Annotated in this window: 15 protein-coding genes; 9 read left to right on the forward strand and 6 right to left on the reverse strand. The window is 65.1% G+C overall.

Going from position 1 to position 25,057, the window contains the following annotated elements; translation table 11 throughout:
• Position 1: 1 nt before the first annotated feature.
• Complete coding sequence (locus tag A7X12_RS17205; protein ID WP_064312688.1) at positions 2-4,315, reverse strand: glycosyl hydrolase; 4,314 nt, start codon at positions 4,313-4,315, stop codon at positions 2-4.
• Between the two features lie 438 nt (positions 4,316-4,753).
• On the opposite strand from A7X12_RS17205, the gene A7X12_RS17210 reads away from it, so the two are divergent.
• From A7X12_RS17210 to A7X12_RS17230, 5 genes are all read left to right on the forward strand, one after another.
• Positions 4,754-6,379, forward strand: coding sequence for a DUF5597 domain-containing protein (locus A7X12_RS17210; RefSeq protein WP_064313030.1), 1,626 nt, complete (start codon positions 4,754-4,756; stop codon positions 6,377-6,379).
• Between the two features lie 33 nt (positions 6,380-6,412).
• Positions 6,413-9,286, forward strand: a complete 2,874-nt coding sequence (locus tag A7X12_RS17215; RefSeq protein ID WP_064312689.1) for a glycoside hydrolase family 31 protein — start codon at positions 6,413-6,415, stop codon at positions 9,284-9,286.
• A gap of 142 nt (positions 9,287-9,428) precedes the next feature.
• Positions 9,429-10,052 (forward strand): hydrolase, encoded by a 624-nt coding sequence (locus A7X12_RS17220; RefSeq protein WP_064312690.1) that lies wholly within the window; start codon positions 9,429-9,431, stop codon positions 10,050-10,052.
• On the forward strand, positions 10,049-10,648 hold the full coding sequence (locus tag A7X12_RS17225) for a M17 family peptidase N-terminal domain-containing protein (RefSeq protein WP_064312691.1): 600 nt from the start codon (positions 10,049-10,051) through the stop codon (positions 10,646-10,648). The genes A7X12_RS17220 and A7X12_RS17225 overlap by 4 nt, the downstream gene beginning before the upstream one ends.
• Before the next feature lie 16 nt (positions 10,649-10,664).
• Positions 10,665-11,081 carry a hypothetical protein gene (locus tag A7X12_RS17230; RefSeq protein WP_064312692.1) on the forward strand — a complete coding sequence of 139 codons (417 nt, stop codon included), beginning with the start codon at positions 10,665-10,667 and terminating at the stop codon, positions 11,079-11,081.
• A gap of 10 nt (positions 11,082-11,091) precedes the next feature.
• On the opposite strand, the gene A7X12_RS17235 is transcribed toward A7X12_RS17230, so the two are convergent.
• The 5 genes from A7X12_RS17235 to A7X12_RS17255 all read right to left on the reverse strand — a co-directional run bounded on the left by A7X12_RS17235 (position 11,092) and on the right by A7X12_RS17255 (position 18,279).
• Entirely contained in the window at positions 11,092-12,339 is a 1,248-nt protein-coding gene (locus tag A7X12_RS17235) for a threonine/serine ThrE exporter family protein (protein WP_064312693.1), read from the reverse strand.
• Positions 12,332-13,834: a malate dehydrogenase (quinone) gene (gene mqo / locus A7X12_RS17240; RefSeq protein ID WP_064312694.1), complete on the reverse strand. Its 1,503-nt coding sequence runs from the start codon at positions 13,832-13,834 to the stop codon at positions 12,332-12,334. The genes A7X12_RS17235 and mqo overlap by 8 nt, the downstream gene beginning before the upstream one ends.
• Positions 13,831-14,226, reverse strand: a complete 396-nt coding sequence (locus tag A7X12_RS17245) for a cupin domain-containing protein (RefSeq protein ID WP_198162063.1) — start codon at positions 14,224-14,226, stop codon at positions 13,831-13,833. Before A7X12_RS17245 ends, mqo begins: the two co-directional genes overlap by 4 nt.
• A 12-nt stretch (positions 14,227-14,238) precedes the next feature.
• Positions 14,239-15,663 carry a class II fumarate hydratase gene (fumC, locus tag A7X12_RS17250; protein WP_064312696.1) on the reverse strand — a complete coding sequence of 475 codons (1,425 nt, stop codon included), beginning with the start codon at positions 15,661-15,663 and terminating at the stop codon, positions 14,239-14,241.
• A gap of 642 nt (positions 15,664-16,305) precedes the next feature.
• Positions 16,306-18,279 (reverse strand): M1 family metallopeptidase, encoded by a 1,974-nt coding sequence (locus tag A7X12_RS17255; protein ID WP_198162064.1) that lies wholly within the window; start codon positions 18,277-18,279, stop codon positions 16,306-16,308.
• 402 nt (positions 18,280-18,681) lie between these two features.
• Here A7X12_RS17255 and A7X12_RS17260 point away from each other — a divergent pair, with 402 nt between their 5' ends.
• The 4 genes from A7X12_RS17260 to A7X12_RS17275 all read left to right on the forward strand — a co-directional run bounded on the left by A7X12_RS17260 (position 18,682) and on the right by A7X12_RS17275 (position 24,844).
• Positions 18,682-19,698, forward strand: a complete 1,017-nt coding sequence (locus tag A7X12_RS17260) for a glycoside hydrolase family 43 protein (RefSeq protein ID WP_232318560.1) — start codon at positions 18,682-18,684, stop codon at positions 19,696-19,698.
• 187 nt (positions 19,699-19,885) lie between these two features.
• A complete protein-coding gene (locus tag A7X12_RS17265; RefSeq protein WP_443029308.1) occupies positions 19,886-22,039 on the forward strand; it encodes a TonB-dependent siderophore receptor in 2,154 nt (717 codons plus the stop codon).
• A 40-nt stretch (positions 22,040-22,079) separates the two neighbouring features.
• Entirely contained in the window at positions 22,080-23,870 is a 1,791-nt protein-coding gene (locus A7X12_RS17270) for a M14 family metallopeptidase (RefSeq protein ID WP_157105634.1), read from the forward strand.
• Between the two features lie 437 nt (positions 23,871-24,307).
• Entirely contained in the window at positions 24,308-24,844 is a 537-nt protein-coding gene (locus A7X12_RS17275) for a hypothetical protein (RefSeq protein WP_064312698.1), read from the forward strand.
• The last annotated feature ends 213 nt before the right edge of the window (positions 24,845-25,057 follow it).

A 25,057-nucleotide genomic window follows, 5' to 3' on the forward strand; every position in this document is an offset into this window, starting at 1 on the left:
GTTAGTGGAACATCGACCCGGCCGAGAGGGTCGAACCGCCGCTAACGCCGCCGGTCGCCGTCTTCGCAGCGGTGCCGATCACGCCGTCTCCGTTGAGGTCGACCGAGAACAGCTTCTCGGCAGCGCCGACCGTGTTCTTGTCGAAGCTCTCCTCACCGTACCAATGGCCATTGGCGTCGAGGATCCAGGCATAGCGCATGTCCGAGAACGGACTTGCGTCCAGCACGCGGGTGCGGCCCTGGTCGTCGATCGCGATGGCGGCCAGGCCCCAGTCGCCGCGCTGCTGCAGCACGTCGCCCCAGTCGGCGCCGTCTCGGGTGATCTGCTGCGGAGCGGAGCCGTTAATCGAGAAGGACGCCTTGCCGGTGTGCGTGTCGACCAGCAGCGTGGCAGCGCCGTTCTTCTCGACCGTGTGCAGCCCCGCCGTGCCGATAACACCGTCGCCGTTCAGGTCGGAACCGAAAATCGTTTCCGCCTTGGGCAGATCGGTACCCGAGAACACGTCCTCGCCGACCCAATGGCCGTTGGCATCGAGGATCCAGGCCCAGTGCTGCGAACCGGCGCTCATGTCGTTCGCATTGCCGTCAAGCACGCGCAGCCGGCCCTGATCGTCCCGGCCGATTGCGAAGAGCTTGGAGCCGTGATCGAGCTTCACCGCTTCGTCCGGTCCGCCGCGGGTGATGGTGAGGCGGGTGCCGTTTTCCAGCTGGATCATCGCGTTCCCGGTCGCCGGATCGACGAGCAAGCGAAGATCGCCATTCTTGGCGACCAGCTGGATGAGCGGTGCCGGGACCTTGCCGTCGCCGTTCAGGTCCTTCTGGAACAGCGCTTCCGCGTCGGTGATGTTGTACGGATTATAGACCGTCTCACCAACCCAGTTGCCCTTGGCGTCCAGCTTCCAGCCATAGCTCGTTCCGGCGCCCGGCATCGAGTCCAGCACTTGGATCCGGCCGTCCTGGTCGCGACCGATGGCCGAGAGACTCCAGCCGTTGCGGACAAGCGCCGTCGGCTTGCCGTTCGCATCGCGGAAGATGGCCGACATCCGGCCGTCACCGTCCTGGACATAGGCGAGGCCGCTGCCCTTATCGAGGATCAGCTTCAGGCTGCCGTTCTGCGCCACCGTCTGCAGCTCGCCGCGAACGACGATACCGTCACCGTTCATATCGGTGCCGAACAGCGGCTCCAGCTTCTGCCAGTCGCTCTTGTAGAGCGCCGCACCGCCGCCGCCGATGTGCAGCGTCGCGTCGAGCTTGTACGGGTAGTAAGGCTCCCCGCCATTCGATGCGCCCAGCAGGACGATCGAACCGTCGGGATCGCGGCCGATGCCCACCAGCTTGGTGTGGTCGTCGAGCGCGAGTGCCTGGCGCTGGTCGCCGTGCAGCAGCGCGCGCGGCTGCGCGTTGCCGATGGTGATCCAGGCGGTGCCGGTCTTGGCTTCGACCGACAGCGTCAGGTCGCCGTTGCTCGCGATCGTGGTGAGGGCGAATTCGGGCGGGTCGGTCGGCAGGTCGAGCGGCACCCCGTCCGGGCGCTGCGGCATGTCGTGGTTCTGGAAGTCGGTGGTGTGGAGCTGGCCGTCCGCGGTCTTGGTCACCATGTCGCCCGCGCCGACGGTCAGCTTGGTGCCGTCGGAGAAGGTGATCGTGGTTTCCGTGGTGCCGGGATTGAACGCGGTATAGCTCTTCACGCCCTTCTTGTTGAAGGCGACGGCGAAGTTGCTGTTCGAGGTGATCGAAAGGTCCGGCGTGCCCAGCTGCACCAGGGTTTCGATCCACTGGAGGGTGTAGGCGCGGGCTTCCTCGCCCTTGCCGTCCTCATACTGGGGATTGGCGAGATAGTCGGCCAACGCCGCTTCCGGATCGGCGAGGGCAAGCGCCATCTGCGACCCGTTCATCCACTCGCTCGGACGACCGTCCGGCTGCGACGCGTGCAGCTCGGCAATTTCTTCCAGCAGCTCCTGCGGATAGCCCGCCATGAACAGCGAACCCGCGTTGATCGGCGTATACTGGATGCCGATGATGTGCGCCGGATCGCCGTCGAAGAAATTCTTGAAGGCCGCGCCGTCGGCGCCGACGATCCCCATGATCGAGTGCTTAACCCCGTCCGGGAACACCGCCTTGTCCACGTCCTGCCAATATTGCTGGAATGCGGTGGCTTCGGTGGTGTGGAGATAGGTGCCGAGATCGGCCAGGTTCTTCTGGCCCGTCACCGCGCCCCAGCGCGCGACTGCGCTGGCGAATTCCAGGGCTTCCGATGCGGATTCCTGGTTGATGCCGTTGCCGGTGCCCGAGGCCCAGCTATGCCCCGCATAGGGATCGAAGTTGCGCAGGAAAGTATAGGTCAGGTCGTTGCGATCGTCGTTCGCCGCGTCCTTGATCAGCTCGTTGACCATCGCGCCCCACTTGCTCTGCTGCGCCCATTGCGGGTCCAGCTGGGCGATCGTGGCGGCGGCGTTGATGAGGTAGCCGTAATGGAAGTGGTGATCGTTGAGCTTGTCCTCTGAACCGTACGAGGCCGGATAGCCGATCAGCGTCGCCCATTCCTTGTCGTAGACGAACTCGAACTTGTCGCCGTCATCGGCCGTGAACCAGCGTTCCAGCTGCTTCTCGATTGCCCCGACGAAAACGTCCTTCACCTGGCCATAGCCGACCATCTGCGCGAGCATGGCGAGGTCGCCATATTTGGCGTTCTTGCGCGACGCCCAATAGGTATCGCCCTGAAGCGGGTTATTCTGTGCGGTCAGGAACGCCTTCAACTCGCCGTGCAGCATGTCGATGATCTGCTTCTTCTGCGCATCGGTGCCGACGAAGGGCAGGATGGGCAGGATCGGCTGGACGTTCATCGTGGTGGTGAAGGTGTTGTTGTCCTTCAGCACTTTGATCTCGCCGCGCGGCGAATTGTAGCTGATGTTGCTCAGCGTTGCGTCCGAGTTGATGTACTGGTGGCGGTACAACGCCAGCATCGGGTTCTCGGACAGGCCCGGGCCATGCTCCATCATCTGCGTGGTGGCAGTGAAGGTGGTGGTGAGCTTGCCGGTGGTCTGGTCGACGGTGAACGACGACTTGGTGTCGGTCACGAAGGCATAGGCGTGTGCGCGGAAGTCCATCAGCGTGCTGACCGACGCATCCGGCAGCACCGCCACCGAATAATAGTCCTTGCCATCGAGGTTCGACGTCAGGCCCTTGTCGGTGAACTTCCAGGTCGCGCCCGTCGGGCCGAAGATGCCGTAGTTCTTGCCGTTGATCGTGACGCCGACCACGCCGTCCTTCGCGTACCAGACGCGGCCCGGACCTTCATAGCCCGGAACGCTCTGGCCCGGCTGGACGTGGGTGGTGTCATAGACGGGCGTGCCCGCCGGTGCGGAGGTTAGGCCCGAGGGATCGCTGCCTGCCTTGGCGCCGCCCTGCAGGTACAGCATGCCGCCGGCGACGGCCTTGCCGTTCGCGTCGGTCAGGTTGCTGAAAGGCAGCTTGACATAGCTGGAGACGTCGTTGGTGCGGACCGAGACATCGTCCTCGCCATTGGCGCGCCACAGCTCGACCTTGACCGAGCCGTTGTGCATATCCTTCATCGGACCGCTGGCGGTCAGCAGCTTGGCCCCCGTATAGTCCTGATCGCCCTGGGCGGCGTCGGTGCCATACCAGTCATAGGTTTCGATGCGATCGACCTTGCCGTCGCCGTCGAAATCATAGGAGATGCGGAACTGGATGCCATCGGCGACGTGCGCACCGGCGTCGACCGGGAAGTTGAACGCGAGCGCACCGCCGTTGAAGCTGCCGTTCAGGCCGGTGGCGCTGTAGCTCAGCGGGTTGTTGGGAACATCGCGGGTCGGCCCGGTCTGCTGGCTGAAGTCGATCTCGACATCGGCGCTGCTCGAGCGGGTGACATAGACGAACGGCAGGCCCTCGCCCATCGTCGCGCGCATCTGGCCGTCCCAGTCCGCAGTCGCAGTCCAGTCGGATTCTGCGGCGAGCTTCGTGCCGCTGACGTTCATGCCGACCAGGCCGAGAGTCAAATCGGCGTGGAAGTCGTAACTATAGCCGTCCGCGTTGACGCGCGGCGTATCGCTGTAGCCGATGTTGAGGCCATGCGCCTGCGTCTGCAAGCCGAACGGATCCGCCTGCATCACGGTGGAGAAATTGTTGAACTGCGCATATGCGATGGTGGTGAAGACCGAGTTGCTGGGCGGTGCGCCCTTATAATCATCGGTCAGCCGCGGCTTTACCGGCTCACCGGCGTCGTTGGTCGGACCCTTCGAACCATCGGGGAACTCCGTCGCAATACTGCCGGCCCCCACCGAAATCACGCTACCCATAACGCGCCTTACTCCCTTACTGAAACGGTTCAGTTTCCCGCGAACGGGGCAGGGGGCCTGATCACGCGGCGGACGCAGCGGCATGTCGCCGGGAGCAGTATAGCGCCGGCGGGTCGGGCGAACGGGTACGCGTGATCGGGCAACTCCACCCCGAACACGCGAGTTGTTTCGATACTTCGGATTTCGTTGTGGTGACGATCAGGGGGTGGACGGTTACATTTGTCACACGTCCATCATGGCGATCTCCGCGGGAATAAAGCGGCATCGGCATCGGCATCGGCACGCGTCGCCGCCGTCGCGGAAAAGAAAATTGCACCAAGGGTTTGTTGCGGTTCTTGCCGAGAAACCTTGACGTTGGGCGTGGCTCGGTGAACGGGGAGCTGGCTTGCCGCCGTCACGAAGAGGACGCCGGGCGATCGAATTGGGGAGGGGATGCTCATGAAGCCGCTACGCGACATTGCCTGGGGAATGCTTGCCGCCGGCTTGGCGACGGCCGCGGCCGCCCAGACCGCAACATTGGTGCCGCATGTGGAGAGCAGGAACGGCCGCCATGCCCTAATCGTCGATGGCGCACCCTTTCTGATGCTGGGCGGGCAGGTCAACAACTCGAGCAACTATGCGGAGCCGTTGGCGACGGCATGGCCGGTGCTGGACCGCATCCACGCCAACACCATCGAAGTGCCGATTGCCTGGCAGCAGGTGGAGCCGCAGGAGGGGCGGTTCGACTTCAGCTTTCTCCAGACGCTACTCGACCAGGCCCGCGCGCACGACAAGCGCGTGGTGCTGCTCTGGTTCGGGACGTGGAAGAACACGGGATATAGCTACACGCCGGATTGGGTGAAGCTCGACGCGCGACGCTTTCCCCGAATGAAGACGCGAGACGGCAAGGATCACGACGTACTCAGCGCCCACGGGGCGGAGACGCTCAAGGCGGACATGCGGGCCTTTGTGAAGGTGATGGAGTATCTGCGCGATCAGGACCGGCAGAACACCGTGATCCTTGTCCAGCCGGAGAACGAAACCGGCAGTTATCGCAATCCACGCGATTATTCGCTGGAGGCAAACCGGCTGTTCGCGCAGCAGATTCCGGCGGCGTTGGTTGCCAAGACCGGCAAGCGCGGCAGCTGGACGCAGGTTTTCGGTGCGCAGGCGGATCGGGCGTTCAACAGCTGGTATGTCGCGCGCTACGTGAATGCGATTGCGGCGGCGGGCAAGGCGGTGAAGCCGTTGCCGATGTACGTCAATGCAGCGCTGGCCGGCCCATCCAACGTCCCCGATCCCAACGGCGTGGCGAGCGGCGGCCCGCAGCAGGACGTACTCGACATCTGGAAGGCCGCCGCGCCAGCGATCGATTTCGCGGCGCCGGACCTCTATGACCGCAAGAGCGACAATGCGTCACAATATTTCGAGAAGTTCGCCCGTCCCGACAATGCGCTGATGGTGCCGGAGATCGGCAATGCGCGCGAGTTCGCCCGCTTCTTCTACGAGGCGCTGGGCCACGGCGCGATCGGCTTTTCGCCGTTCGGCATGGACGGCACCGGCTATTTCAACTTTCCGCTGGGCGCACAGACGCTGGATACGGCGACGCTGGATGCCTTCGCGCTGCCCTATGCAATGCTGCACGGCATGGCGCGCGACTGGGCAAAGATCGCATATACGCGCCCGACCTGGGGCGTCGCCAAGCCGGACGATGGAAAGCCGCGCTCTACGACCATCGGCGGATGGACGATCACTGCCGATTGGGGGCAATGGCAGTTCGGCATGAAGGAATGGACCTTCCTTAAGAGCGATCCGGCGCCCTGGGGCGCGGAGAAGATCGGCGGCGTTGCCGTGGCACAGCTGTCGGACGACGAATTCCTCGTGATCGGCGATCATGTGCGGGTGACCTTCGCGGCCGCGCCCGGCACCCCGCCGGGCGGTCTGATGCTCCGCGCGGAGGAAGGCAGCTTCGTCGACGGCGCGTGGCACGCGCGCCGGGTCTGGAACGGGGACCAGACCGACTATGGGCTCAATCTGGTCGATCGGCCGCAGGTGCTGAAAGTCACCATGGGGCGCTTCCGCTGAGTGGTGCGAAATGAAATCTAGGGAGAAGCGGGCATGAAGAGGGTGTGGGTCGCGGCGCTGCTGGCCGGCAGCGCAATGGGGATGGCGCAGGCAGCCGACGAGAATGGCTATACCCGCACCGCCGACGGCGTGGTCGTCACTCCCGGCACTGGTCCCGCCGCACGGGTGGAAGTGACCGTGCATGGCGACGGCATCTTCCATGTCATCGCCATGCCAAGGGGCGTGGATGGCGCAGCGCTCGCGCCCAGCCTGATGGCACCCAATCCTCCGGCGGCCGGTGCTTTCGAGGTCAGCGCTGCAGGCGGCCATGTCCTGGTGAAGGCGAAGCGCGCCACTGCCGATATCGACCTCACCTCCGGCCGTGTTCGCTTCACCGATCCCAAGGGCCGCGAACTGCTTGCGGAAACCGGGCCCGCCACCTTCAAGGCGGTCACCGTCGACGGTAAGCCTTTCGTCGGCATCAGCCAGCAGTTCAACCGCGGCAGCGACGAAGGGCTGTACGGCCTCGGCCAACACCAGAACGCGCAGATGAACTATAATGGCGAGGACGTCGAACTCGCGCAGCACAATATGGATATCGGCGTGCCGTTCCTCGTGTCGACGCGCAGCTACGGGCTGCTGTGGGACAATGCGAGCATCACCCGCTTCGGCAATCCCAAACCCTACACGCTGGTGGGCGAAGGGCTGAAGGTCACCAGCGACGGCAAGCCGGGCTGGAAGGCCGACTATTTCCTCGACGGCAAGCTGGCCGTGTCGCGGCAGGAAGCGACGATCAACTATCAGTACATCAAGGACCAGAAGAACTGGCCGGAGGAGGCCAAGGCCCGCACGGTGGCCGCCACCGGCGGGCAGAACACCGCCGGCAACGCGGTGCAGAAGCAGACCGTCGTATGGACCGGGACCCTCCAGCCGGAGACGACCGGAACCCACAAGTTCCAGCTCTACGCCTCGAGCTATTTCAAGCTCTATGCGGACGGCAAGCTGGTGCTCGACCGGTGGCGACAGAACTGGAACCCCTGGTACGCCAATTTCGACCTGCCGATGGTGAAGGGCAAGCCGGTGCAGATCCGCATCGAATGGGAACCGAACGCCGGCTATATGGCCATGCTCCACAATGATCCGCTGCCCGCGCCGGACCGCCATTCGGTGTGGTTCACCAGCGAGGTCGGGCAGGCGAAGAACTATTGGTTCGTCCCCGCCGACAGCATGGACGGCGCGATTGCCGGCTATCGCCAGCTGACCGGCAAGGCCGAGATGATGCCGAAATGGGTCTACGGCTTCTGGCAGTCCCGCCAGCGCTACAATACTGCCGACGAAGTGACCGGCGTGGTCGACCGCTATCGCCAGCTCAACATTCCGCTCGACAATATCGTCCTCGACTGGCGGTACTGGCGCGACGACGATTGGGGCAGCCATGCCTTCGACCCGACGCGCTTTCCGGATCCCAAGGCGATGATCGACAAGGTTCATGCGCAGCACGCAGCGTTCATGATTTCGGTCTGGCCGAAATTCTATCCCACGACGGCAAACTACAAGGAACTGGCCGCCGCGGGTGCCGCCTACCAGGGCAATCTGCGTCAAGGGAACAGGGACTGGGTGGGTCCGGGCTATGCCAACACCTTCTACGACCCCTATTCCGCCGAGGGGCGCCGGATCTTCTGGAAGCAGGTGCAGGAAAAGCTGGGCGTGCTCGGCACCGATGCCTGGTGGGCGGACGCCAGCGAGCCCGACATGCACTCGAACCTCTCGATCGAGGAGCGGATCGACACCATGGGGCCGACCGCGATCGGCCCGGCGGCGCAATATTTCAACAGCTATCCGCTGATGAATGCGCGTGCTTTCTTCGAGGGCTGGCGCGGCTTCAAGCCGGATGTACGGCCGTTCCTGCTTACCCGGTCGGGCTTTGGCGGGCTGCAGCGCTATGGCGCGGCGGTATGGTCGGGCGACGTGGCGACCCGCTGGTACGACCTGCGCGCGCAGATCTCGGCCGGGGTGAACACGGCGATGTCCGGCCTGCCCAACTGGACGCACGACATCGGCGGGTTCGCCGTGGAACCACGATACGAGGCGAAGAACCCGACGCCGGCGGATCTGGCCGAGTGGCGCGAGCTCAACCTCCGCTGGTTCCAGTTCGGCGCGTTCAGCCCCCTGTTCCGCAGCCATGGCGAGGAGCCGTTTCGCGAAATTTACGAGATTTCGCCGGAAGGCTCGACGATGCGAGCGTCGATGGTCTGGTACGACCAGCTCCGCTACCGGCTGATGCCCTATATCTACACCCTCGGCGCCGACGCCTATTGGAAGGACGGCAGCATCATGCGCGGGATGGTGATGGACTATCCGGCCGATGCCAAGGCGCGCCGGATAGACGATCAGTATCTGTTCGGCGATGCCTTCCTCGTTGCGCCCGTCACCGACTACAAGGCACGCAGCCGGACGGTCTATTTCCCGGGTACCGGCACCTGGTACGACTTCGCCACGGCTAAGACCTATCGTGGCGGCACCATCGCGGGTGTCGCGGCGCCGGCCGAGCGGATGCCGTTGTTCGTCCGTGCGGGCGCGATCGTGCCGATGGGGCCGGTTACCCAATATGTCGATCAGCAGCGGGACGCACCGCTGACCATCACCGTCTATACCGGCGCGAACGGGAGCTTTTCGCTGTATGAGGATGACGGGCGCAGCGAGCAGTACAAGGCGGGGGCGTATAGCCGCATCCCGCTTACCTGGGATGAGAAGGCCGGCACGCTGACGATCGGCGTGCGCGAGGGGAAGGGCTGGGCGGGCATGCCGGCCACGCGCGCACTGCGGGTCAAATGGGTCACCCCGGGCAAGCCCGTTACGGACGACAACGGCTTCGATGCCGAAATTCGGTATGACGGGAAGGCTGTGACCGTGCCGCGCAAATCGTGACACGGGCTGTCGCAGGCAATGCTTTCGGGTGGCTGCCAGCCCCTCCGCGCGCGCAAACGCGGCCAAAAACGCGACGAAATCGACAATAGGTGAGGGGTCTCCTCCGGCTAGCTACTTGCGCTTAGCCAAGGAGATCTCGTCGATGACCGCCGCCAGCCTGCTGACCCCGAATGACTGTGCGGTGCTGATCGTCGATGCGCAGGCGGGCCTGGCGTTCGCTACCGGGTCGGCGGATCGGCAGACGGTACGCGGAAACCTGGTCGCGCTGGCGCAGACGGCCAAGGCATTCGGCGTGCCGGTGATCGTCAGCACCTCGGCAACCAAGGTCTATAGCGGCCCCCTGATGCCGCCGCTGCGGACGGTGCTGCCGGATGTGGTGCCGATCGAGCGGCGGAACATGAACCTGTGGGAAGACGATGCCGCGCGCGCCGCCGTGGTCGCGACCGGTCGCCGAACACTGATCGTCGCCGGCCTGCTGACCGAGGCCTGTGTGAGCTTCCCCGTGCTTTCCGCCCTCGCCGAGGGATATGCCGTTCGCGTGGTCACGGATGCCTGTGGCGGCCTGACGCCTGCCAGCCATGAGGCAGCTGTGCAGCGGATGGTGCAGGCGGGCGCCGTTCCGACCTCGTGGCTACAGCTGTTGCTGGAGCTCCAGCGGGACTGGACGCGACACGATACCTATGAAGCGGCCCGGAGCATCGTCGTCGCGCATGGCGGCGGCTACGGCATCGGGCTCGACTATGCGCGGGATATGATCCACCCATGACCTCACGACAGATCGTCGGAACGTTCCACGGCGTCGTGATCGAGGTCGCGGCGTGGGACGGCAGTGCTGCCGCGGTGGATCTGTCCTGCGCCTGTATGTTTGCCGAGGAGGTCGGCGGCCGCCCGCCAGTCGGCGGTCTCGCGCATCTGGACGCGGCGCTGGACGGGCAATTGCTTCAGCTGCGCGCCGAGGGACTGTTCGCCGCGACCGCGGGGGAGACCCTTTATCTCGACCCGCTGCCGGCCGCAGTGGCTGCGCGTGCGCTGTTGATTTTGGGTATGGGTACGCCAACGGGCTGGACCGCCCGCAACCTCACGCCCGCCGTTCGGCAGGCTGTCTCGACCGCGCTGATGCTGGGCGTGGAATCAGGCGCTTTGGCGCCGAGCATGCTCGATAGTGGACTGGGCCCCGATAAGACCAGCGGTGCGCCCGCGGCAATGGTGCAGGGGCTGGCAGCGGCGCTGGACGCGCAGGCACGCTTGCAGATGGCGGGGTTGGTCCGGCCGCTATCCCTTACGCGCTGGGTGTTCGACGTCGGGGCGGAGCGGTTCGACGGCGCCGTACGCGCGTTCGCCGCGGCGCTGGCCGATCACTGACCTTCCGGAGCCTGTCATGCAACACACCCCGCCGCCGCCTGTGATCACGTCCGAGGTCCGCATCGTCGATCCGGCTGGTACACCGCGGATCGTGCTTTCCGCAGCGGACGGGAGGCCCGCCATCGTGCTGATCGGCCATGATGCCAAACCGGCAGCCACGGTCGCGCTGGATGGCAATGATCGACCGTCGATCAAACTGGCCAATCCGGAACCGGGTGCGCCCACTGCCGTGATCGAGATCGACGACAAGGGCGCCCATGTGAAGTTCGACCGCGCAGGCGGGGCATCTTCCTACCTGTTCCTCAACAATGCCGGCACATCCGGCGTGGTGCTGATCGACGGTGCAGGATTTCGGCGGGCGAGCGTCCTGCTCGGCGCGGATGGCAAGGTCACGGTGGAAGGGCCGGAGGGACGCGTACTTCCCGGCCGATGAGCGCGCCCCTTCAGCCGCGGGCGCCCGCTGCCTCTGCGATCGCGGAGGCGAGCAGCAGGCCGATCCCGATAGCGATGGTGAGCATGACGGCGCCGACCAGCGCTGCTGCACTCGCGGCGAGGAGCGCTGGAGAAGTGGCCGGTCCGGCGCGCATGATGTCCAGCGCGCCGATCAACCCACGAAACGCATAGGAGCCGGGCACCATCGCCACCACGCAGGGGAAAGCGAGGGCGGTCCAGGGTGCGTCCAGGCGGCGGCCGATCCCGAGCGCCAGCAGGCCGGCGAGCATAGCACCGCTGGCCGTCGCGAGGCCGATATCCCCGCCCGCCGCCATCAGTGCGGTCCGCGATCCATGGGCGAGCGCGCCGGTCAGCACGATTGGCAAAATCGCTCGGTGGGGCGCAGCGAACAGGATGGCGAAGCCGAACGCGGCAATGGCGGCGAACAGGAGGTCCCAGGGCAGGCTTAGATTGGGCGTTTGCAGTACGACAGGCAGGTGGACGCCCGTTGCGAGGCTGGCGGTAGCGAGGCCCGCGGCGATTGCGAGCACGATCATGCCGCCATTGGCGAGACGGGCGAGGCCAATCCCCGGGTGCCCGCGCACCAGATCGCGTACGCCGTTGATCAGCGGCACGCCCGGCACGAGGATCATCCCTGCCGCAACCAGCGCGAACGTCGGATCGGCGCCAAGCAGCCGTAGCGGCAGCGCGCCGACCATTCCGCTGATCGCCGCGGTCACCGCCGCAGACGCCGCCGGAACGACACCCCATCGCGGCAACGCGCGGCGAAGCGTTGTGTTGACCAGTCCGGCAAGAAACGCAGCGCCGACCACCAGCCAGCTCGCGCTGAACAGCTTGGCGAGCGCCGCCGCAGTTGCCGCCACCGCCAATATCGTCAGCCAGCCCGGATAGCTCGATTTGCCGGCAGCGATGGCGGTGAGGCGGGCGTCCGCTGCGGGGATCTCCAGCGAGCCGGATTCCATGGCCTTCGCTACCTGCTCCAGCGCCACCAGTCGTCCGGCATCGATGCCCATCGCGCCGACGGCATGGCCGATACGTGTGCGATAGGTGTCGTCGCATCCTACCATCAGTAATAGCCGTTCGCTGCCGAGGAACAGCTGGGCCGCGAAGCCAAGCCGCCCGGCAAGCGCCTCGATCCGTCGGCGCACCTGTTCGCTGTCCGATCCGGCCTCGAGCAGCAGGCGGGCGAGGAACAGCAGCACATGGCCGGCGGCATCCAGGCGGCGGCTGTCATGCATCGATATTGTCGATCTTCAGCACCGGCGCGGTTGCCGCGCGGGTGGACCGGCACGCTTCGGCATCCTCGATCAGGTCGATGCCCCAGGTCGGGAAGATCGCGCGGAGCTTGGGCAGCCATGCCGCCTCGGTCAGCTTGTCGGCGAAGCAGGCCTGCAGCACCTCGACCGCGATGGCCGCAGCCGTGGAGGCGCCCGGCGAGGCGCCGAGCAGCGCGACCAGAGATTTGTCCTCGGCGGCGACCAGTTCGGTGCCGAACACCAGCCTGCCGCCATGGTCCTCGGTATCCGGCTTGATGATCTGCACCCGTTGCCCGGCGACCGCTTCCTGCCAATCGCCACGCTTCGCCTGGGGGAAGAACTGCCGCAGCATTTCGAACTGGTGGTGATGGCTCTGGAACACCTGGCCGATCAGATATTCTTCCAGCCCGGCATTGTCCTTCGCCACGTCGAGCAACGGCAGCAGGTTGTGCGCGGTGATCGATTCGAACAGGTCGGCCTCCGACCCGTGCTTCAGGAACTTGGTCGAGAAGCCGGCATAGGGGCCGAACAGCAGCGAGGTCTCGCCGTCGATCACCCGCGTGTCGAGATGCGGCACCGACATGGGCGGCGAGCCGCTGGCCGCCTTGCCATAGACCTTGGCGTGGTGCCGCGCGGTGACCGCGTCGACGTCGCAGCGCAGCCAGATGCCGCTCACCGGGAAGCCGCCATAGCCCTTGGCTTCGGGGATGCCCGACATCTGGAGAAGTTCGATCGCGGCACCACCCGCCCCGATGAAGACGAAGCCGGCGGTGATCGTCTGGCGCGTGCCGTCGAACACGTCCTCGAACGTCACCGCCCAGCGCCCGTCCGCGGCGCGCTCGATACCGACGACCTCTCGATTGTAGCGGACGTCCGCACCTTCGGCCTGCAGATGCTGCACCAGCAGATGGGTGAGCGCGCCGTAGTCGACATCGGTGCCGGTGATCATCCGCGTCGCGGCGATCTTCTCGTCGGGATCGCGGCCCTCCATGACCAGCGGCGCCCATTGGGCGATCTGCGCCGGATCCTCGCTATATTCCATGCCGTGATAGCAATGGTGCGCGCTCATCGCGGCATGGCGCGCCTTGAGAAAGGCGACATTCTCCTCCCCCCACACGAAGCTCATATGCGGACAGGGATGGAGGAAGGCGCGCGGGTCGGGGATCGCGCCAGCGGTCACCAGATGCGCCCAGAGCTGGCGCGATACGTCGAACTGGGTGTTGACCTTCAGCGCCTCGGATATGTCGATGCTGCCATCGGCACGCTGCGGCGTATAGTTGAGCTCGCAATTCGCGGCATGGCCGGTGCCGGCATTGTTCCACGCCATCGAGCTTTCCTGCGCGCAGTCGCCCAGCCGTTCGAGCAGGGTGATGCGCAGGTTCGGATCCAGATTGTGCAGCAGGGTGCCGGTGGTGGCGCTCATGATACCGGCGCCGATCAGCAGCACGTCGGTTTCGGTGCTCGTCGAGAAGGTCATGCCTGCGTCTCCTGGGGCGTGAAGTGGAGGTCGGCGCCGGCGTCGTACACGACATAGGCGCGGCGCCAGGGCTCGCTGCCGATCAGCCGCCAGCGATGGCCGGTGCCGGTGTCGTCCTGCGCGAGCAGCACGTCGCCGGGATGAAGGGTGAAGGTCGCGCCGGACTTCACCTCGAACTCGATCGTGCCTGCCAGCGTCAGCACGAATTGCGGTTGCGGGTCCTGGTGCCATTCGAAGCTGCCGCCGCCGGCGGTCTCCTGGAACGAGAGCTCGTGGACCGCGATCGGCAGGCCGGAGGCCTTGCCGTGCAGGCCGGCGCCGATATCGAGATGCCCTTCCTCGAACAGCGAATTGCCGTCCGGGCCGGCCCACATGCGAATACAACGGATCATGGATCTGTCTCCTCAGGCGCCGGCCAGGCCGTGGCCGACCATGTCGAGCGGGCGGATGGTCTTGTCGAACAGCGCTTCGTCGACCTTCCCGGAGGCGAGGGCCGCCTGTTTCAAGGTGGTGCCGTCTGCGATCGCCTTCTCGGCGATGTGCGCGGCGTTCTGGTAGCCGATCACCGGCGACAATGCGGTCACCAGCATCACGCTGCCCTCGACATAGGACTGGATCCGGTCGCGCAGGATCTCGGTGCCCTCGACCGAGAATTCGCGGAACCGGTCGCAGCCATCCGCGAGGATGCGGATCGAGTGCAGCACGTTGTTGATGATCACCGGGCGCATCGCGTTGAGCTCGAAATTGCCCTGGCTGCCGGCGAAGGCGACCGCGCTGTCGTTGCCGAGCACCTGGATGGCGATCATCACCATCGCCTCGCACTGGGTGGGGTTCACCTTGCCGGGCATGATCGACGAGCCGGGCTCGTTTTCCGGCAGCTTCAGTTCGCCGAAGCCGCAGCGCGGGCCCGAGGCGAGCCAGCGCATGTCGTTGGCGATCTTCATCAGCGCGACGGCCAGGCCCCGCAGCCCCGCCGAGGCGCGAACCATTGCGTCGAGCGAGCCTTGCGCAGTGAACTTGTTGGGCGCGGTGACGAAGGGCTTGCCGGTGAGATCAGCGATGGTGGCCGCTACGTCGCGCGAGAAGCCGGCCGGCGCGTTGAGCCCGGTGCCGACGGCGGTGCCGCCGACCGCCAGCTCATAGAGACCGCCGCGGCTCTCCTCGATCGCGGCGATGCAAGCGCGGATTTGCCCGGCCCAGCCATGCCATTCCTGGCCAACCGTCAGCGGCACCGCGTCCTCCAGATGGGTGCGGCCGATCTTGACGACGTCCATCCAGCCATCGGCTTTCTTCTCGATCACCCCTGCTAATCGTGTGACCGCAGGCAAAAGCTCGGTATCGATCGCCAGGATCGTCGCGACATGCATCGCGGTCGGGAAGCTATCGTTCGACGACTGGCCCATGTTGACGTCGTCGTTCGGACCGACCGGATGCTGGCTGCCCAGCGTGCCGCCGAGCAGCTGGATCGCGCGGTTCGACAGCACCTCGTTTACGTTCATGTTCGACTGGGTGCCGGAGCCGGTCTGCCAGACATAGAGCGGGAAGTGGTCGTCGAGCTTGCCTGCGATCGCCTCGTCGGCCGCCTGGACGATGGCGTCCCGCTTCCAACCCGGCAGGCGGCCGGAGGCGGCGTTTACCAGTGCACAGGCTTTTTTCACCGTGCCATAGGCGTGGTAGACCGCCTTGGGCATGCGATCACCGCCGATATTGAAGTGGTGAAGCGAGCGCTCGGTCTGCGCCCCCCAATAGCGATTGGCGGGAACGGCAACCGTACCCATGCTGTCGAACTCATCGCGCGTGCCGGTCGCCTGGATGCCGATCGGGACCATTTGCAGAACGGGTGTATCGGTCAATGCAACGCTCCTTGCTTTCGGAAATGGGGGGGGAGCAACGCGCCGATCCGGGAAGCACCTGAAGAGGCGCTTCACGATGCAGATGCAGAGGCGGCGTTGCGCGTAGGCTCAGGGCGCCGTTCGCGTGGCCGCCTGGCGCGCCATTGCTTGGAACTCGGGAGCGTGAGGAGACGGTGAGGGAGCAGATACTGTCCCGACGTTCGCAACGCTTGTAATCATTACTACAGGCTCCCGATGGAGAGCCCGTAACGTCTGAAGAAATGCCCGCTTGTAACAGTCATCTCAAGGTATGCGTGGATCCCTGCGAACCTATACGAACGAGTGATCTGCTTCGTTAGCGTCTCTGCGCGAGGCTGCGATTGCGCATGGGACCGAGGGATGGGGGTCGAGATCTGGGCGGCTGTCACTGCTGCACCGGTTCACCCGCCTGGAGAACCGGACGGCTGGCCGTCCGACAACCGGTGTATATGGCCACATTCATCACGCGCGACAGCATCGCCGATCCGCGACGCGGGAACTCGTCGCGGATGAAGATGGGGCTCGCAGGCTTCGGGCTGCAGGGACCGGGCGAGCAAATACCGGCGGCTGGCCCTGGCTGCAGCCGCCCGGCCGCCCCCGCTACCGCGCTGCGTTGTTGCTCCGGTCGCGGTCGGGCAACTTGTGATCGGGATCGATTTCCGCACGAACAATGCGCTTCGGCCCGGGCACATATACGTCGGTGGTCGCCGTGCGAATCCAGGTCTCCGCCGGCAGGATCAAATCGCGCTTGGATCCGTCGGCGAAGCTGATGCGCAATGTGGCGGGCATCACCATCGGATCGCGGTTCTCCACCGTCACCAGCGATCCCGCACCGTCCCGTGCCGGGCTGATCCGCGTGACCGCCTGATCGAGCGTCCAATTGTGGACATACCAGCCGCGCCACCACCAGCTGAGGTCTTCGCCGCTGGCGTCCTCCATCGCGCGGAAGAAGTCGGCGGGCTTGGGATGCTTGAACGCCCAGGCGGCGACGAACCGGCGGAAGGCCGGATCGAAACGCTCGGGGCCGAGGATCTGCTCCCGCAACAGGGTAAGGCCGAGCGCGGATTTGAAATAGGTCACGGCGTGCCGATATTTCTCGGTCACCGTATCGGCGCGCGAAAGGATCGGCGGCGCGTTGGGATCGGCGAGCACCGGCAGGATCTCATCCACCGGATTACCGCCGCCCTCGGCATATTCGCCGTCGCGCTTGGGCCCATATTCGCCGTGGTTGAAAGCATCGGATTCGTACACGTCGATGAAGGTGTTGAAACCTTCGTCCATCCAGGCGTCACGGCGTTCGTCGAAGCCGACGATCATCGGGAACCAGCTATGGCCGATCTCGTGCGCGGTGATCCAGAACAGTTCCTTGCCCGTATCCTCGATCCCGTCGAAGACGATGCCGGGATATTCCATCCCCGTCGCGATGCCGGCGACATTGACCGCGTTGGGCCAGGGATAGGGATACCAGCGGCGCGAGAATTCCTCGACAGCGTGCTTCAGATATTCGGTCGAGCGGCCCCATTTGTCACGGCCCTGGCTCTCCGCCGGATAGACCGACATCGCCAGGCCGGTCTTGCCGCCGGGCAGGTTCATCCGCGCGGCATCCCAAGCGAAGGCGGACGAGGCCGCGAAGGCGACGTCGCGGCTGTTCTCCATGCGGAAATGCCAGGTGAGCGTGCCGTCCTGCCTGGGGCGGGAAGCCGGGGTGCCGATCTCGTCCGGCGCGATCACCTCGATGGTCGCGTCGCTTGTCCGCGCCTTTGCGAGTCGTGCCCGCTGGGTGGTGGTCAGCACGTCCTGCGGGTTCTGTAGCTCGCCCGATCCTGCCACGATCATGGTGGCGGGCAGCGTCACCCAATAGTCGAAATCTCCATAGTCGAGGTAGAATTCTTGGTCCAGATAGGGGAGGGGATCCCAGCCGCGCAGATCGTCATAGACCGCCATGCGCGGATACCATTGCGCGATGTTGTAGACCTCGCCGTCGCGTGCCTTGCCCCAGGCCATGCGTCCACCCCATTCGCCGGGGACGGTGAAATGATAGCGGATGCGCAAGGTCAGCTTGCCGTGGGAGGGCAATGCCGTGGACAAGGGCACCTGCATGCGTGTGTCCGAGATTACGGGCGCAACCGCCATCGTTTTGCCGCCGGACAACAACTCGACCGTCTCGATCACCATGCCGTCTGTCGTGCCGCCCGGCACGCGCCCGCTCGCCAGATGACCGCGTGAGTCCGGGCGGTAGAGGTTCTGGTCGAGTTGGAGCCAGAGATAGTCGAGGCGGTCGGGGCTGTTGTTGGTGTAGGTGATCGTCGCCGTACCGCTGACGCGCTTGACGGCCGGATCGAGGGTCGCGTGGATCTGATAGTCCGACCGATTCTGCCAATAGCCCGGTCCGGGCATGCCGTTCGCGCCTCGAACCGTGTTTGCGGCGCTGGGCAGTGCGAGCGGCGCGAAGGTCACCATCGGATCGTAGCGCGTCTGTGCAACCGCGGGCAGGGCAGCGAAGGCGAGCGCCCCGGCGAGAGGATAGACGAGGTGTTTCAGGGGACGGCTCCGTTTGTCTCGAATGGTCAGCATAGGAAGATGCGTCGCATCGTCCACCGATTTTGGCGCGATGGGGCAGCGGGGATCGCGGTCTCGAGCAGCGCCGGCGATGCGCGCATTACCGATCCCCCGTCTGGCATCTCGGGCCCGATCGTCAGCCTCAGGGGCCTTTCGAACGTGGAACGGGTCCGGCGCCTGGCGCTCGTCGACGAACTCGCTCATCCGCTGATCGACGCGCGCTGGGGCGCAGGCGTCGCCAGCCGGGCACTACGCCGGTGGCGCTGGGCAGCAATCCCGCGGTCAGTGGGAGCCGCAGGGGGCGGCGCAGCGTGGAGCGTGTCGTCAGGCCGGTCGCGTTGAACGAATGCGGCTCGGTATCGTCGACATAGCCGCTCGACTGGTGATAGCTGAAATCACAGCCATTTGGAGAGAATGATGACCAAGGCATTTTCGCACGCAATGCTGGCGCTCAGCTGGCTGGTGCCGTTCGGTGGACCAGTATCGGCAGTTGCGCAGACAGCTGCGACGACAGTCCTCGGCTCGAACCCGATCATCCGTGACAAGTTCACCGCCGATCCTGCCCCGCTGGTGGTTGGCGACCGGCTGTACCTCTATGCCGGTCACGACGAGGCGCAGCGCGACGAAATGTTCAACATGCGCGAATGGCTGGTCTATTCGACGACTGATATGCGCCACTGGACCGACCATGGCGCAATCATGAAAGTCGCCGATTTCAAATGGGCGAAAAAGGATGCCTGGGCCTCGCAGACGATCGCCAAGAACGGCAAGTTCTGGTTCTACGCCGCCATCGAGCATGACGCGACCAACCCCGGCAAGGCGATCGCGGTCGCCGTCTCGGACAGCCCGACAGGGCCGTTCGTAGACGCCAAGGGGTCGGCGCTGATCACCAACAGCATGACGCCCAAGGGAACGCACAGCTGGGAAGACATCGACCCGACGGTGTTCACAGACGACGACGGCACCACGTGGATCGCCTGGGGCAACCGCCAATGCTATATCGCCAAGCTGAAGCCCAACATGATCGAAATTGACGGGCCGATCACCGAGATCACGCCGCCGCATTTTGAGGAAGGGCCATGGCTGCACAAGCGCGGCGCCCTCTATTACCTCACCTATGCGTCGCTGGATCGTTCGACACATCGCGACGAGAAGGTATCTTACGCCACCGCACCTTCCATAAAGGGGCCTTGGACCTATCGGGGCGAACTGACCGGCTCCGGCAAGTACAGCTTTACGATCCATCCCGGTATCGCCCAGTTCAAGGGTGATTGGTACCTCTTCCTGCACAACGCAACGCTGGCGATCGGCGACCTGAGCGGCGCGATCGGGCGCCGGGCCGTCACTGTCGAAAGGCTCGACTATAATGCGGACGGAACGATGAAGCCGGTGGTGCAGACCGAGGCAGGCGTCACCGCACCGCGCGGCCGGTAAGGACGCTACCCGGGGGACGGCCTCACCGCTCCCGGCAACATTCCGTAACAATCCTCTCGCTTGCGCAACAATTCGCAGGACGTTACAACATATCATACATCTGGCGGCCCGTGCGGTCGCCTAACGTCGCGAAATGGGCCCGCCACGGCCGTGGCCGGCGCCCGTACCAGGCACAGGGGACTTGGCGTTGCATCTTTCCGTTTGTACCGGCTTGCTTGCCGGCGCTCTTTCGTTCGCCCTGCTGCTCTCCGCACCGGCCTTCGCTCAGGCGGAGCAGGACACCGGGCCGGAGCAGGCGCGCGAGGAGATTACTGTCAACGGCGTACGCCAGTCCTATCGCGGCAATTTCGCGCTGCGCGAGATCCCGCAGGCGATCGCGGTGATCGAGGAAAAGGTACTGCAGCAGCAGAACATTACCCGGCTCACGGATGCGCTGGATCTAAACGCTTCGGTCGCCCGCCAGAACACGTTGGGCGGCCTGTGGGATTCCTTCGCGATCCGCGGCTTTGCCGGCGACGAGAACCTGCCGAGCGGCTATCTGGTCAACGGCTTCAACGGCGGGCGCGGATTCAGCGGCCAGCGCGACGTGGCGGGGATCGAGCGGATCGAAGTGCTGAAAGGACCGGCGGCGGCGCTGCTCGGTCGCGGCGAGCCGGGCGGGACCATCAATCTCGTCACCAAGCAGGCCCAGCTCGGCCGCAGCTTCGGCTCGGCGTCGCTCCAATATGGCAGCTTCGATCGGGTGCGCGCCGAGGGAGATGCCAATATCGCGCTCACCCCCGGCATCACCGCCCGGCTGATCGGCTATGCTGAAGATGGCAACACGTTCCGTGATACGGTGCACCAGAAGCGCTGGGGCCTGCTGCCATCGTTCGGCGTCGCGCTGGGGTATGCGACCCGTGTGACGTATGATTTCGAATGGACGCGCGTAGAGACGCCATTCGATCGCGGCATCGTTGTGCTGAACGGCAATTTCAGCACGGTGCCGCGCTCACGCTTCCTCGGCGAGCCGGGCGACGGCGACACGGTGGCGCGCGCTACCGGACACCAACTGCGCGTGCAGCATGATTTCGGCGATCGCTGGAGCCTGCTGGTCGGTGCCAGCCACCGCGACACGCTTCTGACCGGCTTCTCCTCCGACGCCGAGACAGCGGGACCGCGCCAGAAATTGTTCGTCGACGGCCATTCGCTGTCCCGCCAGCGCCGCAGCCGCTACTATGATGCGGCGCAGACCGCGGTGCGCGCGGAGGTGTCCGGCATCGTAGAGACCGGGCCGCTGCGCCACCGCCTGCTGTTTGGGGCAGACCATGACCGGTTTGTCTACGATCAGGTCTTCACCCGCGTCCGCCCGCCGGTGGTGTCGTCCAACCCCAGCGACCGCGCGGGCTATGTGATCGACCTCCGCAACCCCGTCTATGGCCGCTTCCCGTTGCCGATGCCGGCGGTGATTACCGACCGTCGCGACCTGCAGCAGGCTACCGGTGCCTATGTGCAGGACCAGATCAGCCTGACCGACCGGCTGCAGATCCGGGTCGGCGGCAGGTATGACCATTTGCTGCTGCGTACGGACAATCGCCAGACCGCAGTGCATAGCCGCCGCAGCCGCGACCGGTTCAGCCCGCAGGCAGGTATCGTGTACCGGCTGAGCGATTTGCTGAGCCTTTATGCCAGCTATGGCGAAGGCTATCGCGCCAATGTCGGTACGGACGCCGCGGGGATGATCTTCGATCCGGAAACGACCCGATCGATCGAGACGGGCGTCAAGCTGGTGGCGTTCGGCGGACGCTTGAACGGGACCGTGTCCGTGTTCGAGATGAACAAGCGCAACGTGCTGGCGACCGATACCGGCAATCCCGGCTTCTCGGTAGCGATCGGCAAGGCACGCAGCCGTGGGGTGGAAATGGATCTTTCCGGCAAGCTGCCCGGCAATTTCGACCTGCTGTTCAGCTATGCCTATATCGACGCCGAGGCGCGCTCGAACGTGCTCGATCCCAATTTCTCGTTCCAGGTGCGGCCGGGCGACCGGCTGATCAACATCCCCGATCATACGGCCAGTGTGCTGCTGGCACGCGATGTGACGATTGCGGGGGCGAAGGCGCGGTTCGGCGGCGCTGTGCAATATGTGGGCGAACGCTCGGGCGAGACGGGCACGCCGTTCACCCTGCCGTCGCACACGTTGGCACGGGTGTTCGTGGAGGCCAATCTGACCGAGCGGCTGCAATTGTTCGGTACCGTCTCGAACCTTTTCGACGCGGCCTGGTACGCCAACAGCTACACCCAGCTCTGGGTCCAGCCGGGCGCCCCCCGCACGGCGACCATCGGCCTGCGGGCGGCCTTCTGAGCCCCGGCGCGATCCCTGATGCAACAAGAGTGCTGAAACGATGATGCTTCCGTACCGCCCGCGGGCGACACTTGCCGCCTTGCTGTTCTGCGCGAGCGCCACTGACGTCCGCGCGCAGGATGTGCTGGACCTGCCGCCGGTGCTGCCCTGGTCGGGCAAGAGCGCGGCGCTGGTCGCAAAGCCTGGCGACCCCTGGATCACGCCGGCCGAGGCGGCGGGCTTCAGGACGACGCCGCGCTATGCCGAGGTGCGGGCATGGCTCGAACGGCTCGATGCGACGTCCGATCTGATCTCGCTGCGCGGCTTCGGCCGTACCGCGCAAGGGCGCGAGATGTTCTATGTGCGCGCTAGCAAGGGTGGGGGCTCCAAACCGGTGGTGCTGGTTCAGGGCGGCATTCATTCGGGTGAGATCGACGGCAAGGATGCCGGCTTGATGCTGCTGCGTGATATCGCATTGCGCGGCAAGGCGGACCTGCTCGATAAGGTCGATCTCGTCTTCGTGCCGATATACAATATCGACGGGCACGAGCAGCTTAGCCGCTGGAACTTCGTCCATCTGCGGGGCCCGATGGAAAAGGGCGCGGAGGCCAATGCACGCAACATCGATCTAAACCGCGACTATGCCAAGGTCGACGCGCCGGAGACGCGCGCGATGATCGGGCTGATCCGGCGGCTCGACCCCATCCTCTATGTCGACTGCCATGTCAGCGAAGGCTTCGACATGCAGTATGACATCACCTTCACCTATGCCGGCTGGGGCAAATATGCCCGCCACCGCGCCACCGCCGACTGGCTCGAGCAGCGCTTCGGCCCAGCCGCGATGCAGGCGCTGACCGCGGCGGGCCACACACCGGTCCTCTATCCCAGCCCGATCGACACGCGCGTGCCGGGCAAGGGCATCCGCTACAGTCCCGAGGGCCCGCGCTACTCGACTGGCTATGGCGACTTCATCGGCATGCCGACGGTGCTGGTCGAAAACCATATGCTCAAGCCCTATCGGCAGCGCGTGCTAGGCACCTATGTGCTGCTCGAGGCGGCGCTGCGGATCGCGGGCGCCGATGCCGCGCGGATCGCCGAAGCGAAGGGCAGGGATCGCGCCAGCCGCCCGGTCGAACTGCTCACTCGCTGGACGCCCGCCGAGCAGCCGATCGGCTGGATCGAGAAGTTCAAGGGCATAGCCTTCGACATGGTACCGTCCCCCGCGTCGGGACGTCCGGAGCAGCGTTGGACGGGTAAGCCGATCACCTTCCGCATGCCGATCATCGGCCAGCGCCCCACCGAGAGCGTGCGCCTGCCCAAGGCCTGGTGGATCCCGCCCGAGCAATCGGACGTGATCGACCGCCTGCGCGTCCACGGCATCGCCTTCGAGACGATCGACGCCTTCCGCACGCTGCAGGTCGATCGGGTGCGTCTGGTCGATGCGAAGCTGACCCAGCCGAAGGAGGGCAGAGTGCCGATTACCGCGGGGTTCGTCCACGAGGTCGTCGAGCAGACCATGCCGGCAGGCAGCATCCGCGTGCCCGCCGATCAGCCGCTAGGGCTGCTAGCGGCATCGCTGCTCGAGCCCGAGAGCCAGGATTCGTTTCTCGCATGGGGTTTCTTCCCCGAGATGCTCTCGCCGGTACCGAACACCGACGCCTTCATTCTGGCGGCGCTCGGAGAGCGGTTGCTGGCCACCGACCCGTCCATCCAGTCAGCGTTCGAGGCAAAGCTCCAGGCAGAGCCCGCCTTCGCGCGCAATCCCGATGCACGGCTCGCTTGGCTGTTCGAACGGGCGGGGCAGGGGCACCCCCATCTCCTGCAGTATCCCATCTCGCGGGAGCTGCAGTGATGCGCGTAGCTCCCAGAATTCGGGATCCATTGGATCCGGGTATCGAGGACGGGAGGCGCCAAGCGAAGCCCGATCTCGAAGCGGGGTTCAAGCGTGAGGCCGTGGCCCAAATCCTGGCCTAGCATTCCCAAGATAGGGCGGCGCATTCTGCAACGCGCTGGGACGACGCGCGACTACGCGCATATCAAGGGGCTCGTACCGGAACAGATATCACCATGCCCGGTGACGCGCGGGCCGCAAGGTCAGGGGCGGCAGATAACGCATCTCGCAGCGATGCCATACGCGGACGTTCCAGCTTTCCTGCGAAATTGGCGGCATTCGACAGCGTTGTGTGCGCAGCAGGGTGCACGGATCAACCTGTCTGCTTCGGCGTTGCAGGAAATGACCGAATCCGAATGCAGAAGTGGTATCGAGCATCACAGGGAGTATGTCGGGCCGTGGGGAAGCTTTCGTATGTTTTAGCAGTAGCATTCTGTGCGGTCAGCAGTCCGCTGCTCGCGCAAGACAGCGACGGCGAGGATCATCCGCTCCTTCCGCGGTACCCGCAATCCGTCATCGACGGGTATCGTGCACCCTCGCTGGACGAAGTCGTCATCCCAACCGGCCCGATCGCCAACGCCGAGGCGCAAACCAACCGCGTTACGCTCGAAGGCAGGGTCACCCATATCGATTATCGCGTGAAGCCTGCGACGGCGCCGTTGCAGATCGAACGCTACTATGAGGATCTGCTGAAGAAGGCCGGCTTTTCGATCACCTATTCCTGCGTCGGGCCGGCATGCGGGCGCGATATGGGTGCGCTGATCCTCAACTCGGGGAAGGTTGCGCCGGCTGGGCTCGCGGATGGATTGTTCAACGACAGGATACGGGTGGTGGTCGCACGACGCGGGGATAGCTGGGCCCTGCTGCATATCGCCGAAGGTCCGGATCGATCGCAGATACTTCAGACCGTCGTGGAGGGCGCTTCGGCCCGGTAGGCGTCGAAGTCGCACGGCGAGCGGCAAAGCGCATACCATCAGGCGCTGGTCTGCTGGCAATGGAATGCGCATTGTTTGCCGTTGAAGGCTGGCCAGAACTCGGCACGATCCTCCACAATCCCGCCTCTGCGGACGATACCGAGCGGCTACGTTTGCTACTGGAAGAACGAAAGTATTGAAGCCATCTGCATTCTTGGAGCTATCGAGCAAACA

Origin of the sequence: Sphingomonas sp. TDK1 (assembly GCF_001650735.1) — a bacterium.
Classification (GTDB): Bacteria; Pseudomonadota; Alphaproteobacteria; order Sphingomonadales; family Sphingomonadaceae; genus Sphingomonas.

Excerpts from the sequence above, each read along its gene's own strand:
- A7X12_RS17205 (WP_064312688.1), bottom strand. The coding sequence starts at position 4,315 with ATGGGTAGCGTGATTTCGGTGGGGGCCGGCAGTATTGCGACGGAGTTC.
- A7X12_RS17210 (WP_064313030.1), top strand. The coding sequence starts at position 4,754 with ATGAAGCCGCTACGCGACATTGCCTGGGGAATGCTTGCCGCCGGCTTG.
- A7X12_RS17215 (WP_064312689.1), top strand. The coding sequence starts at position 6,413 with ATGAAGAGGGTGTGGGTCGCGGCGCTGCTGGCCGGCAGCGCAATGGGG.
- A7X12_RS17220 (WP_064312690.1), top strand. The coding sequence starts at position 9,429 with ATGACCGCCGCCAGCCTGCTGACCCCGAATGACTGTGCGGTGCTGATC.
- A7X12_RS17225 (WP_064312691.1), top strand. The coding sequence starts at position 10,049 with ATGACCTCACGACAGATCGTCGGAACGTTCCACGGCGTCGTGATCGAG.
- A7X12_RS17230 (WP_064312692.1), top strand. The coding sequence starts at position 10,665 with ATGCAACACACCCCGCCGCCGCCTGTGATCACGTCCGAGGTCCGCATC.
- A7X12_RS17235 (WP_064312693.1), bottom strand. The coding sequence starts at position 12,339 with ATGCATGACAGCCGCCGCCTGGATGCCGCCGGCCATGTGCTGCTGTTC.
- mqo (WP_064312694.1), bottom strand. The coding sequence starts at position 13,834 with ATGACCTTCTCGACGAGCACCGAAACCGACGTGCTGCTGATCGGCGCC.
- A7X12_RS17245 (WP_198162063.1), bottom strand. The coding sequence starts at position 14,226 with ATGATCCGTTGTATTCGCATGTGGGCCGGCCCGGACGGCAATTCGCTG.
- fumC (WP_064312696.1), bottom strand. The coding sequence starts at position 15,663 with ATGGTCCCGATCGGCATCCAGGCGACCGGCACGCGCGATGAGTTCGAC.
- A7X12_RS17255 (WP_198162064.1), bottom strand. The coding sequence starts at position 18,279 with ATGCTGACCATTCGAGACAAACGGAGCCGTCCCCTGAAACACCTCGTC.
- A7X12_RS17260 (WP_232318560.1), top strand. The coding sequence starts at position 18,682 with ATGACCAAGGCATTTTCGCACGCAATGCTGGCGCTCAGCTGGCTGGTG.
- A7X12_RS17270 (WP_157105634.1), top strand. The coding sequence starts at position 22,080 with ATGATGCTTCCGTACCGCCCGCGGGCGACACTTGCCGCCTTGCTGTTC.